This is a genomic window from Alistipes putredinis DSM 17216, from assembly GCF_000154465.1.
GTDB lineage: Bacteria > Bacteroidota > Bacteroidia > Bacteroidales > Rikenellaceae > Alistipes > Alistipes putredinis.
In genome coordinates, this window is sequence record NZ_DS499577.1 from 347,312 (window position 1) to 362,265 (window position 14,954).

At 54.6% G+C, this 14,954-nt stretch carries 15 protein-coding genes; 10 read left to right on the forward strand and 5 right to left on the reverse strand.

Annotated elements, in window-relative coordinates; all coding sequences use genetic code 11:
* Positions 1–64: 64 nt before the first annotated feature.
* Entirely contained in the window at positions 65–565 is a 501-nt protein-coding gene (locus ALIPUT_RS01785; protein ID WP_004327902.1) for a lipoprotein, read from the forward strand.
* A 455-nt stretch (positions 566–1,020) separates the two neighbouring features.
* Positions 1,021–1,209: a hypothetical protein gene (locus ALIPUT_RS12650; RefSeq protein WP_147554500.1), complete on the forward strand. Its 189-nt coding sequence runs from the start codon at positions 1,021–1,023 to the stop codon at positions 1,207–1,209.
* An 87-nt stretch (positions 1,210–1,296) separates the two neighbouring features.
* Here the strand turns inward: ALIPUT_RS12650 and ALIPUT_RS01795 are convergent, their stop codons facing one another.
* The 3 genes from ALIPUT_RS01795 to ALIPUT_RS01805 form a co-directional block, all read right to left on the reverse strand.
* Positions 1,297–2,235 (reverse strand): D-2-hydroxyacid dehydrogenase, encoded by a 939-nt coding sequence (locus tag ALIPUT_RS01795; protein WP_004327904.1) that lies wholly within the window; start codon positions 2,233–2,235, stop codon positions 1,297–1,299.
* A gap of 662 nt (positions 2,236–2,897) precedes the next feature.
* Positions 2,898–3,620, reverse strand: a complete 723-nt coding sequence (locus tag ALIPUT_RS01800; protein ID WP_004327907.1) for a tRNA threonylcarbamoyladenosine dehydratase — start codon at positions 3,618–3,620, stop codon at positions 2,898–2,900.
* Entirely contained in the window at positions 3,617–4,201 is a 585-nt protein-coding gene (locus tag ALIPUT_RS01805) for a TatD family hydrolase (RefSeq protein ID WP_004327908.1), read from the reverse strand. The genes ALIPUT_RS01800 and ALIPUT_RS01805 overlap by 4 nt, the downstream gene beginning before the upstream one ends.
* Before the next feature lie 188 nt (positions 4,202–4,389).
* Between ALIPUT_RS01805 and ALIPUT_RS01810 the strand changes: the two genes are divergently transcribed.
* The 6 genes from ALIPUT_RS01810 to nqrF are packed head-to-tail and all read left to right on the forward strand — an operon-like array spanning position 4,390 to position 10,338.
* The gene (locus ALIPUT_RS01810; protein ID WP_004327909.1) at positions 4,390–5,739 is read left to right on the forward strand and encodes a Na(+)-translocating NADH-quinone reductase subunit A; all 1,350 of its coding nucleotides are present in this window, start codon (positions 4,390–4,392) and stop codon (positions 5,737–5,739) included.
* A gap of 2 nt (positions 5,740–5,741) precedes the next feature.
* Positions 5,742–6,848, forward strand: coding sequence for a Na+-translocating NADH-quinone reductase subunit B (locus ALIPUT_RS01815; RefSeq protein ID WP_004327910.1), 1,107 nt, complete (start codon positions 5,742–5,744; stop codon positions 6,846–6,848).
* A 7-nt stretch (positions 6,849–6,855) separates the two neighbouring features.
* The gene (nqrC, locus tag ALIPUT_RS01820; protein ID WP_004327911.1) at positions 6,856–7,788 is read left to right on the forward strand and encodes an NADH:ubiquinone reductase (Na(+)-transporting) subunit C; all 933 of its coding nucleotides are present in this window, start codon (positions 6,856–6,858) and stop codon (positions 7,786–7,788) included.
* Positions 7,781–8,434, forward strand: coding sequence for an NADH:ubiquinone reductase (Na(+)-transporting) subunit D (locus ALIPUT_RS01825; protein ID WP_004327912.1), 654 nt, complete (start codon positions 7,781–7,783; stop codon positions 8,432–8,434). Before nqrC ends, ALIPUT_RS01825 begins: the two co-directional genes overlap by 8 nt.
* A gap of 11 nt (positions 8,435–8,445) precedes the next feature.
* Positions 8,446–9,054, forward strand: coding sequence for an NADH:ubiquinone reductase (Na(+)-transporting) subunit E (gene nqrE, locus ALIPUT_RS01830; protein WP_004327913.1), 609 nt, complete (start codon positions 8,446–8,448; stop codon positions 9,052–9,054).
* Positions 9,055–9,075: 21 nt separating this feature from the next.
* Positions 9,076–10,338 carry an NADH:ubiquinone reductase (Na(+)-transporting) subunit F gene (gene nqrF / locus ALIPUT_RS01835; RefSeq protein ID WP_004327914.1) on the forward strand — a complete coding sequence of 421 codons (1,263 nt, stop codon included), beginning with the start codon at positions 9,076–9,078 and terminating at the stop codon, positions 10,336–10,338.
* Positions 10,339–10,486: 148 nt separating this feature from the next.
* On the opposite strand, the gene ALIPUT_RS12005 is transcribed toward nqrF, so the two are convergent.
* Together ALIPUT_RS12005 and ALIPUT_RS01845 are read right to left on the reverse strand one after the other, a co-directional pair.
* Entirely contained in the window at positions 10,487–12,058 is a 1,572-nt protein-coding gene (locus tag ALIPUT_RS12005; protein ID WP_004327915.1) for a M56 family metallopeptidase, read from the reverse strand.
* Positions 12,055–12,453: a BlaI/MecI/CopY family transcriptional regulator gene (locus ALIPUT_RS01845; RefSeq protein ID WP_004327916.1), complete on the reverse strand. Its 399-nt coding sequence runs from the start codon at positions 12,451–12,453 to the stop codon at positions 12,055–12,057. The genes ALIPUT_RS12005 and ALIPUT_RS01845 overlap by 4 nt, the downstream gene beginning before the upstream one ends.
* 275 nt (positions 12,454–12,728) lie before the next feature.
* On the opposite strand from ALIPUT_RS01845, the gene ALIPUT_RS01850 reads away from it, so the two are divergent.
* Both ALIPUT_RS01850 and ALIPUT_RS01855 read left to right on the forward strand, forming a co-directional pair.
* Positions 12,729–13,316, forward strand: coding sequence for an HAD family hydrolase (locus tag ALIPUT_RS01850; protein ID WP_004327918.1), 588 nt, complete (start codon positions 12,729–12,731; stop codon positions 13,314–13,316).
* Between the two features lie 44 nt (positions 13,317–13,360).
* Positions 13,361–14,938, forward strand: coding sequence for a M14 family metallopeptidase (locus ALIPUT_RS01855; RefSeq protein WP_004327919.1), 1,578 nt, complete (start codon positions 13,361–13,363; stop codon positions 14,936–14,938).
* Positions 14,939–14,954: the final 16 nt, after the last annotated feature.

A 14,954-nucleotide genomic window follows, 5' to 3' on the forward strand; every position in this document is an offset into this window, starting at 1 on the left:
AATATTTTGTATTCTTCGTAACTGTTTGTTGTGGGTATCTTCTTCGAATTTTAATTTAAGGTTTATGAAAAAATTTATCTGTTGCGTTGCGGCGCTTTCGGCATTGATCTTTTCGAGCGGTTGTGGCGACGACGAGAAGCAGGTCGAACCGGTCGATGAATATTGGATCGAATGGAAAAATGAGAGCGATTATCGAATCGATTTCTTTTATGTAGAAGGAGGGTATCGGTGGCATGACGGGATTAATCGTGGAAAGTATGTTTCCGTGCGGGTGTCCGGCTCACCGGAAGGTTTGTCGGACTATATTGAGGACCGAAAGATGGGGCTGTGGTATGAGCAGTTTGTCGTCGATGGCGAAACGTATGCATATATGGAAAACTACGACCCGTCGGGGTCGGGTAATTCCGCTGTGCCAAAGGGTTTGCAGGACGTGCAGCGCTATACTTTGGTAAATAAGGAGAAAAACGGTAGTCTGGCTTTGGTTTGGGTTTATACTTTCACCAATGCCGATTACGAGGCGGCGAAAGCCCGGGGTGCGGTGCATATTACGCTTGGGGAAATTTAATTTTTAGGAATATCAGGCATTTGATTCTTCCCGGAAGTCGGATTCGATTTCCGGGAATTTTCTTAAAAGATTCAAGAAACGAAGTTGTATTTTCGAATATTATCTATTACTTTTATAATGAAGTCAAATCAGCCTGAATTTAAATTATGAGAAAGATTCTTTATTTGTGGATGATTTGCGTCGTGCTGTGCTCTCTTGTAAGTTGCAATGACAGCGACGATAAAACCTATTCGTCCTATGTCAGCCGGTTCGTGTGGGAGAATAGGTGCAATCATAGGATCGAATATTTCTATGTAGAGGGGTGCATCACGAGATCCCAGGGAATAAAGTATGGAGAGCGGGCTGTAAAAGAATTGGAAGGACCTTCGCCCGTGGATTTGCAGACTTTTCTCGACGGAAGAGAAACTCATGTTATCTACGATTCTTTTACAGAAGGAGTTATAATTTACTGTTATATGGAAAATTATTATCCGTCGGGACTCGGAGAAGTTGCGGTTCCGAAAAGTTTGCAGGATCCCGATCGTTATGTTTACAAGGCTTATGAAGAGGGGGATAAATACGTCGTGGAATGGACTTATACATTTACCGATGCGGATTACGAGGCTGCCAGGGCTCGCGGACCGGTGCGCATCGGAATTGTTTGATTCATAACAGAAAAATCGAAGAAAACCCCGGACTGAACTTAAGTTCAGTCCGGGGTTTTCTCATTCGGTCGCTTCGGCGGCGTCTTACTATCGCTGTTCGGCTAAAAAGGTTTCGATATTCCGTTCGATGCAGCCGACCAATGTTTCGAGTGCTTCGACCGGGGCCCAGGCCGTGTGGGGCGAGAGCAGCAACCGGTCGGGGTCTGTTACACGCAGCAGGGGGTTGTCCGGCGACATCGGCTCGCGCGAGAAGACATCGATTCCGGCACCGGCCAGCCGCTTGTTGTCGAGCGCATCGGCGAGGGCCTGCTCATCGACGATGCCACCTCGGGCTACGTTGATCAATAGGGCCGAAGGTTTCATCAGGGCCAATTCCCGGGCTCCGACGAGGCCGCGCGTGCGGTCGTTCAAGGGAGCGTGGATCGACACGATGTCCGACCAGCGGAGCAGTTCGTCGAGCGGCATGGCGGGGTAGGGTTCCTGCCGTTCGACACCCGAAGTCGAAGTATAGGCGATCTGGCAGCCGAGGGCTGCGGCGACTTCGGCGACCTTGTGCCCGATGGCTCCCAGGCCGATGATACCCCAGCGTTTGCCGTAGAGCTGGTGGAGCGGCCGTCCGAAATGGAACGGAGCGTCGGATGCGGCGTATTCGCCGCTCTTGACGTAGCGGTCGTAGTAGATGCTCTGCCGCAGCAGGGCGATGGCGGCACCGATCGTCGTTTCCGTCACCGCATGGGTGGAGTAGCCGACAGCGTTGCGGACCTCAATCCCGCGTTCGGCGGCGGCTTCCAGATCGACGTTGTTCATACCGGTAGCGGCGATGCAGATCAGTTTGAGCTGCGGCAGCACCTTGATAGCTTCGGCCCGCAGGGGGACCTTGTTGGTGATGACGATGTCTGCGTCGATACAACGCTCGGCTATTTCACCGGGCGTCGTTTTTTCGTAGCCGGTATAATTTCCCAGTTGCTTGATGCGGGAGAGGTCGATTCCTCCCAGGCTGTACTCATCTAAAAATACGATATTCATAGTTGCGGTTTTATTTCGGGTCTTGTTTCGGTATGTGCATCCGCCGAAGCAGGGGCCTCGCCGAATAAGACCATCATTTTTTGTACCATTGTCTGCGGATCCGTGGTGGTACCGGGTACGGGAAACGGAGGTGTTTCCGCAGTTTCCGGTACGGATCGGGATTGCCGGGGCCTCGACGGAACAGTCGTAGGTTCCGCGTCGCAGCCGGCGGGCTTGTCTCCGGACCGGACACGGGCGATCTCGTTTGCGGACTGTATCGTCCATCTGTCGTGACCGGCGGATTACGGAGCTGCCTCGGCTATGCTTGTTCGCATCGTTCGCCGCTGTTTTGCAAAGATACGAATAAGCCGAGCGCAAAAGCAATTTTTATTTGCATTTTGCCGAGGCGGAGTATCTAAGACGAAGTCAAAGATACGAAAAGATGGACACTAAGCCAAACTTGGTTGAGTTTGTCCGATTCATATCTTAAAAACAAAGATACTAAAAGCCGAGAGAAAACGGGAATTGTTCCCGTTTTCCGAGGCGCAGCCTATTTAACCGAGGCTATGTCAAAGATAATAATATTTCGAAAAACGGATCTAACCGCTTCTGGATGGTCATAAATCCGTTCCGACAGCCGTTTGAGCGGTTTTCTTGTACGCGGGACGGCTGTTGCGGTCCGCTTACAGCTCTCCGATCACTCCCCGGACGACTACCGAGGCGCATCCGATGCCGAAGAGAGCCGGCAGGTAGGAGATCGTGCCCGTGTTGGATTTCTTGTTCTGTTCTTCGCAGAGGATCGTCGCGCCTTCGCGTACCGGTTCGGCGGAGAATACGGCTTTGAAGCCGCTGCGTATGCCGGCTTTGTGAAGCCGTTTGCGCAGCATGTGGGCCAGCGGGCAGTGGTGGGTACGGGAGATGTCCTCGATTTCGAGCCGCGTGGGGTCGGTTTTGGCTCCGGCACCCATCGAGCTGACCAAGGGAATGCCGCGTTTCAGCGCTCCCAGGATCAGCGCCAGCTTGGGCGAGAGGGTGTCGATCGCATCGACCGCGTAGTCGAACCGTGCCGAGTCGAGCAACAGGTCGGTTTCTTCGTCCTTGATGTATTTATCGACTACGTGGAGTTCGAGTGCCGGGTTGATGTCCCGCAGCCGCTCGGCCAGCACCTCGGCTTTGGGCCGTCCGACGGTCGAGTGGAGGGCCACCAGCTGGCGGTTGATATTGGTCGGATTGACCGTGTCGGCATCGGCGACGGTCATACGTCCCACGCCTGCCCGGACGATCATCTCGGCGGCATAGGCGCCCACGCCGCCCAGTCCTACGACCAGCACGTGGGCCGCACGCAGTTTTTCGAGTTTTTCCGCTCCCAGCAGGAGCTCCGTTCTTTCGAGCCAGTTGTCAGTCATCGTTCGAATATCTCTCTGTAATTGCGGTATATCGCGCATTTCAACAGTTCAGGGTCGAGGTCTTTCGCTTGGGCGATCCGGCGGTAAATCTCCTCGATCGGCACGTCGCTTTCGTCCGTTTCGGCGAAGAGGTTTTCGACCGGCGTGCGCCGCAGGGCTTCGACCGTGCGGGGTGAGCGGAACGTCCGCTCCCCGAAGGAGAGGTAGTAGCCTCTTTTTACGGCTTCGGCCGCCTGCTGGGGCGATCCGATGAAGCCGTGGAAGATCACCGCCCGCAGCGCATGGGGAGCCAGTTCGCGCATGACCGCTTCGAAGGCCTTCACGCAGTGCAGCACGACCGGTTTGCCGAGCCGTTCGGCCCAGTCGAGCTGTTCGCGGAAAATCCGGAGCTGGGCCTCCCGGCCGACCGTGCCGGCATAGTCCAGGCCGATCTCGCCGACCAGATCGACTTCGCCGAACCGGGGGACGATCTCTTCGATTCGCCGTGTTTCCGCCTGCCAGGGATGAATCCCTGCGAAAGAGGGCTCCAAAGCCTTGCCGGTGGGACGGTGCGTGTGGATATCGACTATGCTGCATTTCATAATGCGGATCGCTCTGAAAAGACAAAGTTATGATTTTTCAGTCGATTAAAAAAATCAGGCCGCTCTTTGCAGTTCGTATCGGAAAAAATCGTATCTTCGCACGCGATTTAGTGTGTTATTGCGCTAACAAACATTGCCTGGAAAACTCAATGCAAAATAATTATCTGTAAAACAACCATTTATTAACCATGTCGAAAATCATTACATTACGCAAAGGTCTCGACATCAATCTTCAGGGTAAGGCCGTGGAGAAGCTGGTCAAATTGCCGCTCGCTCCCGAGTACGCTGTGTCGCCTCTCGATTTCGAGGGTGTGACGCCCAAGTTGCTGGTGAAAGCCGGCGACCGGGTCAAGGCGGGTACCCCGTTGTTCTTCAACAAGTACAACGAAAGGGTGGTTTTCACCTCGCCCGTCAGCGGTACGGTTTCGGCGATCAATCGCGGTGAGAAGCGTTGCATTCTCAACGTGACGGTCCAGGCCGATGCGACCCAGATGTACGAAGAGTTTGCCAAGCTGAATGTGCAAACCGCTTCCCGCGAAGAGATTATCGATCTTTTGCTCAAGTCTGGGCTTTGGCCCATGATTATCCAGCGGCCTTACGGTATCATCGCCGATCCGAGCGACACACCGAAGGCCGTTTTCGTTTCGACGTTCGATTCCGCACCGCTGGCTCCGGATTACAATTTCGTGCTGGCCGGTGAGAAGCGGAACCTCGAAACGGGTATCGAAGCGATGCGCAAGCTCGCTTCGGGTAAGGTCCATCTGGGCGTGCGTGCCGGTGCGGAGGGCGAAATGGCATCTCTGAAAGGGGCCGAAATCCACACGTTTGCAGGCAAGCATCCGGTAGGTAATGTAGGCGTTCAGATTCATCACGTCGATCCGATCAACAAGGACGAGCGGGTGTGGACGGTGAATATTCAGGATCTGGCCATCATCGGCCGCCTGCTGAACGAAGGGCGCGTCGATAGAACCAAAGTCATCGCGGTCGCAGGCTCCGAGGTGAAAAATCCCCAGTACTACCGGCTTATCGACGGTGCTCCGGTGGCTTCGGTGCTTAAGGACAACTTGAAGCCCTCGACCCACAATCCCCGCATCATTTCGGGCAACGTGCTTACGGGACGCAAGACCCCGGCCGACGGTTTCATCGGTTTTTATGCAAACATGGTGACGGTAATTCCCGAAGGCAACCATTATGAATTGCTGGGTTGGGCGATGCCTCGTCTGAACAAGTTTTCGGTTTCCAGGGCCTATTTCTCATGGCTTTGCCCGAAGAAGGTTTACGACCTGGATACCAATCTCAACGGCGGCGAGCGCCCGTTCGTGGTAACGGGACTGTACGACAAATACCTACCGATGGACATCTATCCCACCTACCTGCTCAAGGCGATTCTTGCGGGCGACATCGACAAGATGGAGAACCTCGGCATCTACGAGGTCGTCGAGGAGGATTTCGCGCTCTGCGAATTCGTCGATCCCTCGAAGATCGAGATGCAGCAGATCATCCGGGACGGTATTAACTTAATGATCAAGGAGGCATAACGATGGGAGGTTTAAGAAAATTCGTAGATAAAATCAAGCCGACCTTCTCCGAAGGCGGCAAGCTTTCGTTCCTCGCATCGACCTTCGATGCGTTCGAAACGTTCCTTTTCGTGCCGAATACGACCACGAGCAGAGGAGCCCATATCCGCGATTGCAACGATATGAAGCGTACGATGATCGTGGTGGTCGTGGCGCTGATGCCGGCCTTGTTGTTCGGTATGTACAATACAGGCTATCAGGTGGGTATGACCGGCTGGGCAGCCTTCTGGTTCGGTTTTCTCAAGGTGCTGCCGATGATCGTGGTTTCCTACGTGGTCGGTCTGGGCATCGAGTTCTTTTTCGCCCAGAAGCGCGGACACGAAGTCAATGAAGGTTTCCTCGTGTCGGGTCTGCTGATCCCGATGATTATGCCGGTCGGTACGCCGCTTTGGATGATCGCGCTGGGTACGGCTTTCGCCGTCATCTTCGGCAAGGAGGTCTTCGGCGGTACGGGTATGAATGTCTTCAATCCCGCGCTGGTGGCGCGTGCATTCGTGTTTTTCGCCTACACGCCCTTTATTTCGGGTGAGAAGGTCTGGTTCGCCGACGACGCTGTCTCGGGTGCTACGGCCCTCGAACAGCTCGCTACGAGCGGTGCGATGAGTTATTCGACGGCGGACGCTTTCCTGGGATTCATTCCCGGCTGCGTGGGCGAAACTTCGACGCTGGCGATTCTGATCGGCGCAGCGATTCTGCTCTTTACGGGCGTCGCTTCGTGGCGCACGATGTCGTTCGTCTTTATCGGCGGCCTGGCAATGGGATACTTTTTCCAGGCACTCGGCGTGACGACCTACCCCGCTTGGGAGCATCTGATCGTCGGCGGTTTCGCTTTCGGCGCCGTGTTCATGGCCACCGATCCCGTCACGTCGGCCCAGACCCGTACGGGCCAGTATATCGTCGGGTTCCTCACCGGTGCGCTCGCCGTGTTGATCCGTGTGGTCAATCCGGCCTATCCCGAAGGTATGATGCTTGCGATCCTCTTCATGAACGCATTGGCTCCGCTAGTGGACTACTGCGTGGTCGAGTCCAGCATCTCGCGCCGGAAGAAACGTGTTAAATTGGTAAAATAGGGGAGATATGGCAAAGAAAAAATTCGTATGCAGCATTTGCGGACATGTCCACGAAGGTAACTCCGCACCCGATACCTGCCCCGTCTGCCAGGCTTCCTCGTCGGCATTTACGGAGGATCGGTCCGGCCAGAAAAAGGGCTGGATGCACAATCCCAACAGCAACACTTATATCATCGTCTATTCTACGGTCATGGTCGTCATCGTGGCGACTCTGCTGGCCGTGGCTTCGCTCTCGTTGCAAAAGCGTCAGGCGGAGAACGAGTTGCAGGAGAAGAAGAGCAATATTCTCCAGTCGCTCGGGTACAGCCCCGACGAAAATCCGCAGGAGTTCGACCGGGCGCTGGCCGATTTCGACAACCAGGTCAAATCCTTCGTCCTCGATGCCGACGGCGTGAAAACCGAAACTCCCTCCAAGGAGGTCTTCGCGATGCTCGCCACCAACCAGAATATCCGCGATAATTACGATGCCAAGCGTCTTATTCTGTTTCAGACCGAAGACGGTCGCGTCGTCATTCCGCTGATCGGTATGGGTCTTTGGGGCGATATCTGGGGGTATGTGGCGCTCGAAAAGGATATGGATACCGTGTCGGGTATCGTCATGGCCCACAAGGGCGAAACCCCGGGCCTCGGTGCCGAGATCGCCACGCCTAAGTTCCAGGCGCATTTCGCCGGCAAGAAGCTGTTCAAGAGCGGCGAGTTCGTATCGGTCAGCCTGCGCAAGGGCGGTGCGAAAGATCCCGAGCACGAGGTAGATGGTATTTCGGGCGGTACGAAAACCTCGGACGGCGTGACGGCCATGCTCCGCGATTGCCTGTCGGCTTACCTGCCTTACTTCGAAAGTCAGCATCAGGCCGCAGCACAGTCGGCACCCGCTGCCGCGAACGAGGCTGCAAGTTCGGAAGTGTCTAACCAGCAAAACGTAAACGAGAGCCATGAGTAATGAAAAGGAGTCGATCTTCTCGGCTAAGAATTTGAAATACCTGACCAGTCCGTTCTCTGCGAACAACCCCGTCATCGTGCAGATCCTGGGTATCTGCTCGGCCCTGGCGGTAACCGTGCAGATGAAGCCGGCGATCGTAATGGCCCTCTCGGTGGCCGTCGTGACCGGTTTTTCGAGTATGGTGATGTCTTGCCTGCGCAAGGGCGTGCCTTCGCGTATCCGTATTATCGTTCAGCTGGTTGTGATCGCCGCGCTGGTGATTCTCGTGGACCAGATACTGAAGGCATACGTCTATGAAGTGTCCAAACAGCTTTCCGTCTATGTCGGTCTGATTATCACCAACTGTATCGTGATGGGTCGTGTGGAGGCATTCGCTCTGGGCAACAAGCCCTGGCCCGCATTCCTCGACGGTATCGGCAACGGTCTGGGCTACGGTATGATTTTGGTGATCGTGGCCTTCTTCCGCGAACTGTTCGGTTCGGGAACGCTGCTCGGCTACCAGATCGTTCCCGAAAACTGGTACATCGCCAACGGCGGCGGTTATTCCAACAACGGTCTGATGCTCTTTCCGCCGATGGCGCTGATCATCGTAGGGTGCATCATCTGGGTACATCGTTCTCACAACAAGGATTTACAGGAAAAATAGGAGGGTAACGTATGGAATCATTGAATATCTTTATCCGGTCGATCTTTATCGACAACATGGTCTTCGCCTTCTTCTTCGGCATGTGTTCCTACATCGCCGTATCGAAGAGCGTCAAGACGGCCCTCGGCCTGGGTCTGGCCGTTACGTTCGTGATGGTGATGACCGTGCCTCTGAACTACCTTTTGTACGAATACGTCCTCAAAGCCGATGTATTGGTCCCGGGAGTCGATTTGAGCTTTTTGACTTTCATCGTCTTTATCGCCACGATCGCCGCTTTCGTGCAGCTCGTGGAGATGGCCGTCGAGAAATTCTCGCCGACGCTTTATAATCAGTTGGGTATCTTCCTGCCGCTGATCGCCGTGAACTGCGCCATTCTGGGCGGTTCGCTCTTCATGCAGCAAAAGGTCGATGCGCTGGAGATCACTTCGCTCTGGCAGTCGATCGTCTATGGTCTGGGTTCTGGTCTGGGCTGGTGGCTGGCGATCGTGATGATGGCCGCCATTCGCGAGAAGACGACCTACTCGCAGATTCCCGCTGCACTCCGGGGTCCCGGTATCGCATTCATCATCACGGGTTTGATGGGTATCGCGTTCATGATCTTCTCGGGTATCAAGTTGTAATCCTTTAAAAGAGATAAAAAGATGACGTTAACAATTATCATAGCGATCGTTGCCTTTCTGGTGATAACCCTGGTTCTCGTGGGGTTGCTTCTCTTTGCGAAGGCGAAACTGACCACCTCGGGCGATGTCACCATCGACATCAACGGCGGGGAGAAAGTGCTCATCGCCGAGAGCGGCGGCACGCTGCTTTCGACGCTGGCCAACAACAACGTGTTCCTGCCGTCGGCATGCGGCGGCGGCGGTTCGTGCGGCATGTGCAAATGTCAGGTGCTGGAGGGCGGCGGCGAACTGCTGCCGACCGAAACGGGCTTTATCAACCGCAAGATGGCCAAGGAGCATTGGCGCTTGGGCTGTCAGGTGAAAGTCAAGGAAAATCTCAAGATCCACGTGCCGGAGTCGGTGCTGGGTGTCAAGAAGTGGGAGTGCGAGGTGATCTCGAACCGCAATATCTCGACCTTCCTCAAGGAGTTCGTGGTGAAATTACCTGAAGGCGAGAACCTCAAGTTCCGCAGCGGCGGCTATATCCAGATCGACATTCCGAAGTACGATGCCATCAAATTCTCCGACATGGACATCGAAGAGCCTTACCGCGAGGATTGGGATAAGATGAAGATGTGGGATCTGGTGACCAAGAATCCCGAACCTACGTTCCGGGCCTATTCGATGGCCAACCATCCGGCCGAGGGCAATATCATCATGCTCAACATCCGTATCGCCACGCCTCCGTTCGACCGGGCTACGGGTACTTTCGCCAAGGTGAATCCCGGTATCTGCTCGTCGTACATCTTCTCCCGCAAGCCGGGCGACAAGGTGACGATTTCGGGTCCTTACGGCGAGTTCTTCCTGCCTGACAACCTGCCCGCGACGCAGGAGCTGGTATTCATCGGCGGCGGTGCAGGTATGGCACCGATGCGCAGCCACATCATGCACCTGTTCAAGACCGAGAAGACTTCGCGTCCCGTATCGTTCTGGTACGGCGCCCGCGCGCTCAAGGAGGTGCCGTATATGGATGAGTTCCTCGAAATCCAGCGGGAGTTCCCGAATTTCAAGTTCCATCTGGCGCTTGACCGTCCGGATCCCCAGGCGGATGCCGCCGGAGTGAAATATACGCCCGGATTCGTGCACAACGTGCTGTATGAGAATTACCTGAAGAACCATCAGGCTCCCGAGGACAATATTTACCTCATGTGCGGTCCTCCGATGATGATTTCGTCGGTGGTGAAGATGCTCGACAGCCTGGGCGTGCCTTCCGAGAATATTCTTTACGATAATTTCGGCAGCTGATAGAGGTCTATATTCTGATGTAAAAAGAGGTTACGGTGTAAACCGTAACCTCTTTTTTGTTGGTAGAAGCTGCTTGACAAGGGTATGGATCGGAAAATTCCCGGCCAATTCAGGGATTCTTGTCCTGCGGGGGTTGTAAAGAGTCCTGTTAATTTTCCGAAGGCTTTTCTGCGGTCATTCGGAAATCGACGGGAATGACGAGACTGACCTTTACGGCGTCACCTTTTTCGTCGCGGCCCGGTGTCCATTTCGGCGAGGATTCCAGTATCCGGGTCACTTCATCGCTGAAGCATTTATCCGGGGACTGCAAAATCTTTATGTCGCCGACGCTGCCGGCTTGATCGACAGTGAATTGTGCTACGACTTTCCCGCCGAGGTTATTTTTGAAAGCCTCCGCCGGATAACGAATCTGACTGTTTACCCAGTTGTGGAAAGCCTTCATATCTCCGCTCTGGAATGAGGGCATCTGTTCTGTCTGTTCGAGTGCGAGCGTGGCATTGCAGACGGCGATCTGGGAGTAAGCGGTTTCATCCCGTATTTGGACTTTCGAAGCTTTCCCTGTCGTGTCTTTTTTGTAAAAAAAGACGGCGGCCTTTCCGGGAAGATAGGCGGCGTATTTCTCGCGCATTTCGGGCGTGAGATTCTCTGTTCCTACGATGCTATAGGTACCACTGGGAAGTGTAAGAGAGCGCAGGCCGGTGACGGGATCCGTCTTGAAATCGGTGACTTCCCCATCGACTACGAGCAGTAGGTCGTAGTCTTCGTTTTCCGGGGAGGCGGTTTTTTCGGCGGTTTCCGCTGGCGGGTCGGTCGGGGTGTAAGCTGACGGCAATTTGTCCTGGATGCGGATTTCTGCCGCTTTGGAGGTGAATCCGAAAGCTGCCAGCAGGCCGGTGACGATGGGGAGCATTGCGATCAGGCGGAGCAGAGCGTATCTGCTCTTCATAGGCGTTGTCATCATTTGGATTCGTTTTTTTGTTAATGAATTGGTTAATGAATTGGACAGACCGTCGGCTACGTCCGGACTGTAACCGAACTGCTGCGTGAAGATGGTTTTCAGATAATTTCCTGTGTCGTGCCCCTCGGCGAGTACGTCGCGGTCGGCTTCGAACTCTTCCACTTCGGTAAGTGCGCGTGCTGCGAGCCACGCGAAAGGATTCCACCACAGCAGGGCTTTCAGGCTCTCCATAACGATCCGTTCGAGCGAATGGCGGTGGATGACGTGACTCTTTTCGTGGGCGAAGATCGCCGCAATGTCTTTTTCTGCGACGGAGCGGCTGATATAAATCGTGCGGAAGAAGGAGAACGATGCGATTTGAGCAGTAGGGCGTACCAATACGATACGTCCGATTCGTTCCTGTGTACTGTGTCGTCGCAGGCGTCGGATCAGAAGCGCTTGCCGGAACATGGAAGAGAGTAGAAGAAGTACTCCGCAACCGTACACGATCCATATCGCTGCCTCGTAATCGAACGCGGCGGCGGAAACGGAGGGGGCGGTGAAGGTGGTTTTGGCGGGAGTGCCTGCGGTGGCGTAAATCACCTTGCCCGGCCAGACCGGAATTCGGAGCAAGGGAATGAGAGCCGCCGCGAGGAGCGACCCCGTGAGGCAGAGCCGTGCTGCGAGGTACCCCGTGCAATTGCGCAGAAACAGCAGGTATGCGCCGTACAGTATGCCGCTGCAAACGACTGTTTCGAGGATGTATCGGACGATCTCTTTCATGACTTGTCGGTTTTATGTCGGGCTTGCCGGATGATGGCGAGGATTTGTTCGGTTTCTTGTATCGAAAGGTCTTCTCGCCGGGAGAAGAAAGAAACCATTTGGGCCAACGACCCGTCGAAGTAGGAGTTCAATATCGAAGAAACAACCGTCTTGGCGTACTCTTCTTTGGGAACGAGCGGGTAGTATTCGTAACTTTTGCCCCGTTCCGTACGTCCGACGTAGCCTTTGTTCTCGAGTATTTTGACGAAAGTGGCGATGGTCGTATATTTCGGTTTGGGCTCCTGCATTGCGGCGATGAGATCATTGATGGAACCTGCGCCCAGTTGCCAGAGGATCTGCATGACCTCTTCTTCGCCGCGTGTCAGTTTTTTGAGGGTGGTATTGTCTGTTTTCATTGTGTTTTTATTGGTTTACTACAAATTTAGTACTAAAATTTTAGATGTGCAAATAAATCTACTAAAAAATTAGATGAAAAGGTTGTTTTGTTCGGAAGCGATATTTTAATTTGCCCGTGCCTTGTACGATTTTACGTAGGTTGCGCCTCGGAAAACTGTAAACAAGTTCCCGTTTTCTCTCGGTTTTCACTATCTTTGCAGAAGATAGGAGGCGGTTCGGCAATCTTTGCGTGCAAGCCCGCACGATTGCACTCACCTTTCACTATCTTTGCCGTATGAAAAATATCGTATTTGATCTGGGAGGTGTGGTTTTCGGGCGCGATCCACGTAAGTGGGAGCCGGAATTTATGGAGTTCTTCGCGTTCATCCATGCGGAGAAAATGCCGGAATTTTGGGTGGATTACGACCGGGGCACCCTTACGCTCGATGAGGTCGTCCGTATATTGAGCCGGGAAAAGGCGTGCGATGAGCGGGTCACGGCCCGTTTTATTCGGGATGCGATCGACCGGCAGGAGGAGATCGTCGAAACCCGTGCGTTGGTCGGCGACCTGAAACGGGTCGGTTATAAGTTATATGTGCTGTCGAACATGTCGCGGGAGTTCATCGACTTCCTGCGCAAGATGCCGGTTTACCGCTGTTTCGACGGGGAGGTCATCTCCTGCGAAGAGCAGGTCGTGAAGCCCGAGCCGGAGATCTACCGTCGTCTGCTCGATCGTTATTCGCTCGATCCGGCCGAAACCCTTTTTATCGACGACCGTCCGGTGAATCTCGAAGCCGCCCGTACATTCGGTATTTCGACTTTTCTGTTCCGTCACCGCGAAGCGCAGCGGAGCTGCGATGAGTTGCGGAAAATGCTGTTGTGAAACGGGCGCTCCCGGCTCGGAGCCGAAATCATAAATTTTCGTTTATGAAGGCGTTGTGGATAAAAATTGTCCTATTGGCCGTCGCACTACCGGGCGTTTGGGGAAATGTTGCGGCGCAGGTAACCATCTCTGCCGATTTCGATACGGGCAGCATCGGGTCGGTCCGCCGGATCGATTCGGTGCGGATGCTTCATGCCGCGAAAAATTCGCTGGAGGTGATGAGCTTCGGAATACGGTCGCGCATCGACCCACTCAATCCCGTCGATACGGCCCTTCTGCCCAGCAGCCGCTGGTTCCATTTTCGCCTGGAAGGGGTGAAGGGAAAGCTGATGTTTCTGCGTATTCCCAATACCGAGATGGTGCGGCCGTTTTATTCGTACGACGGGGAGGAATACCTGCGCTTCGATGCAGGTGAATGTTCGCTGCCGCAGACAGTCTATAAATATTTCCTGCACGACACGGTTTATGTCGCTTATTTCCTGCCTTACAGTCATGCCCGACATAAAGCCAAAGCCGACGAGTGGGCATGTTCGCCTTTCGTGCGACGTCAGCGGATCGGCCGGAGCGGAGAAGGACGTCCGATCGAAATGCTGATCCTCACGGATGCCACTGTTCCGGACAGCCTCAAGCGCCGGGTGTGGATTCACTCCCGTGTGCATACCAGCGAAGCACCTGCTGCATGGTATCTCGAGGCAATGATCGACGAACTGCTTTCCGATGCGCCTCTTTCGCGGGAGATTTTGCGCCGCACGGTTTTCTACGTGGTTCCCGAGACCAATCCTGACGGTGTTCGGGGCGGTTATTCCCGTTCCACGGCGCAAGGTGTCAATCTTGAAATCAACTGGGATCGGCCCGACTCCCTGACACAGCCTGAAGTGAGGGTCCTGAAACGCACGATCGACAGCCTTTCGACAGAGCGTCCTTTCGACGTAGCGTTGAATCTTCACTCCCAGAGTGCGCCGTTCGTGACGTACTGGATTCATACGGCGAAATCGACCTCTGCAAAAATGTATCGACGCAAGATGCTGCTGTCGGCCCTGACGGTCGCCCATACGCCGTATTACCGTCCCATCGACCAGCGTTTTTCGGAAGCTGCTCCCCGGTATGCCGAGGGTTGGTTCTGGCAGCGCTTCGGCGAGAGAACGCTGGCCGTGACGTTCGAAACGCCCTATACTTATTATAATAACGATCCGGCAGGGGAATGGGTTTCCCGGGAGAGTTTGGCTGAATTGGCACATGCGTCGCTGTTGGCCTTGAGCGACCTGCTCGATTTGGGCGGCAGCGAGCGACGGCAGGCTGATTCGGAGCGGATGAAGGCGCGGGGCAAATGGTTGCGCCGCACGGCGAAGGACCGTCAGTTTTTCGGCGGTTCCTATCTGGTCGCGGAGCGGAAAGGGGCCTCCGTATCGTTCGTTTTTCCCGATGTGGCCGAAGGTCGGTATGAAGTGTTCAAGTGGATTCCCGGACCGCTGGATAAGAAATTCGCACGCGAGGAAAACCGGTGGCAGCCGATCGGCGAGGTCGTGCAGGAGCAGGCGGGGCGGCTCGTGTGGCGTTACCAGGCTGCGGCTCCGGGCGATGTGCTGGATGTGATTTTGCTCGTACCTAAATCGGAGCGATAGGGTGAAGTACAAGGGG

Bases quoted from the DNA above. Each gene is read 5' to 3' on its own strand.
- ALIPUT_RS01785 (WP_004327902.1), top strand. From the start codon at position 65: ATGAAAAAATTTATCTGTTGCGTTGCGGCGCTTTCGGCATTGATCTTT.
- ALIPUT_RS12650 (WP_147554500.1), top strand. From the start codon at position 1,021: ATGGAAAATTATTATCCGTCGGGACTCGGAGAAGTTGCGGTTCCGAAA.
- ALIPUT_RS01795 (WP_004327904.1), bottom strand. From the start codon at position 2,235: ATGAATATCGTATTTTTAGATGAGTACAGCCTGGGAGGAATCGACCTC.
- ALIPUT_RS01800 (WP_004327907.1), bottom strand. From the start codon at position 3,620: ATGACTGACAACTGGCTCGAAAGAACGGAGCTCCTGCTGGGAGCGGAA.
- ALIPUT_RS01805 (WP_004327908.1), bottom strand. From the start codon at position 4,201: ATGAAATGCAGCATAGTCGATATCCACACGCACCGTCCCACCGGCAAG.
- ALIPUT_RS01810 (WP_004327909.1), top strand. From the start codon at position 4,390: ATGTCGAAAATCATTACATTACGCAAAGGTCTCGACATCAATCTTCAG.
- ALIPUT_RS01815 (WP_004327910.1), top strand. From the start codon at position 5,742: ATGGGAGGTTTAAGAAAATTCGTAGATAAAATCAAGCCGACCTTCTCC.
- nqrC (WP_004327911.1), top strand. From the start codon at position 6,856: ATGGCAAAGAAAAAATTCGTATGCAGCATTTGCGGACATGTCCACGAA.
- ALIPUT_RS01825 (WP_004327912.1), top strand. From the start codon at position 7,781: ATGAGTAATGAAAAGGAGTCGATCTTCTCGGCTAAGAATTTGAAATAC.
- nqrE (WP_004327913.1), top strand. From the start codon at position 8,446: ATGGAATCATTGAATATCTTTATCCGGTCGATCTTTATCGACAACATG.
- nqrF (WP_004327914.1), top strand. From the start codon at position 9,076: ATGACGTTAACAATTATCATAGCGATCGTTGCCTTTCTGGTGATAACC.
- ALIPUT_RS12005 (WP_004327915.1), bottom strand. From the start codon at position 12,058: ATGAAAGAGATCGTCCGATACATCCTCGAAACAGTCGTTTGCAGCGGC.
- ALIPUT_RS01845 (WP_004327916.1), bottom strand. From the start codon at position 12,453: ATGAAAACAGACAATACCACCCTCAAAAAACTGACACGCGGCGAAGAA.
- ALIPUT_RS01850 (WP_004327918.1), top strand. From the start codon at position 12,729: ATGAAAAATATCGTATTTGATCTGGGAGGTGTGGTTTTCGGGCGCGAT.
- ALIPUT_RS01855 (WP_004327919.1), top strand. From the start codon at position 13,361: ATGAAGGCGTTGTGGATAAAAATTGTCCTATTGGCCGTCGCACTACCG.